The 325-nt window shown below is 64.0% G+C and carries 1 pseudogene; it reads right to left on the bottom strand.

Annotated features, from left to right (window positions below):
- Positions 1 to 325 (bottom strand): annotated as a pseudogene (locus PXJ20_RS33060) (hypothetical protein); the annotation flags it as partial.

The raw sequence follows: 325 nt of genomic DNA, 5'->3' as shown, positions 1-325 counted from the left end.
TGTCGCCGTTCCCGGCGAGGCCACTCCGAGTTGCGTGTGCCCGAAATACGCATCGAAATCGCCCGGCGTCATGAAGATCTCGAAGTGCAGGTAGGTGACGCCCTGATAGCGGCCGAGAAAACCCAGCACATCCTTGCGCCGCACCTTCTGGCCATTCCCCTTCGCCGCAGGCGTGACCTTCCCGCGGGTATCCGGGCCGGACGGCTTGTGCAGGAACGCCGGTAGCCGGGCTCCGTCGTGTCCGAACGTGTGGTATTCCGCAAGCGGCAGCAGGTGCATGTAGAGCGAATAGAACGTCAGCGTGCGTCCGTCGCCGGTTTCGGTC

The sequence above is a fragment of the Paraburkholderia sp. A1RI_3L genome (assembly GCF_048957895.1).
Classification (GTDB): Bacteria; Pseudomonadota; Gammaproteobacteria; order Burkholderiales; family Burkholderiaceae; genus Paraburkholderia; species Paraburkholderia kururiensis.
Note: the sequence above shows the minus strand (reverse complement) of the source record. Positions and strands in the feature narration are given on the sequence as shown.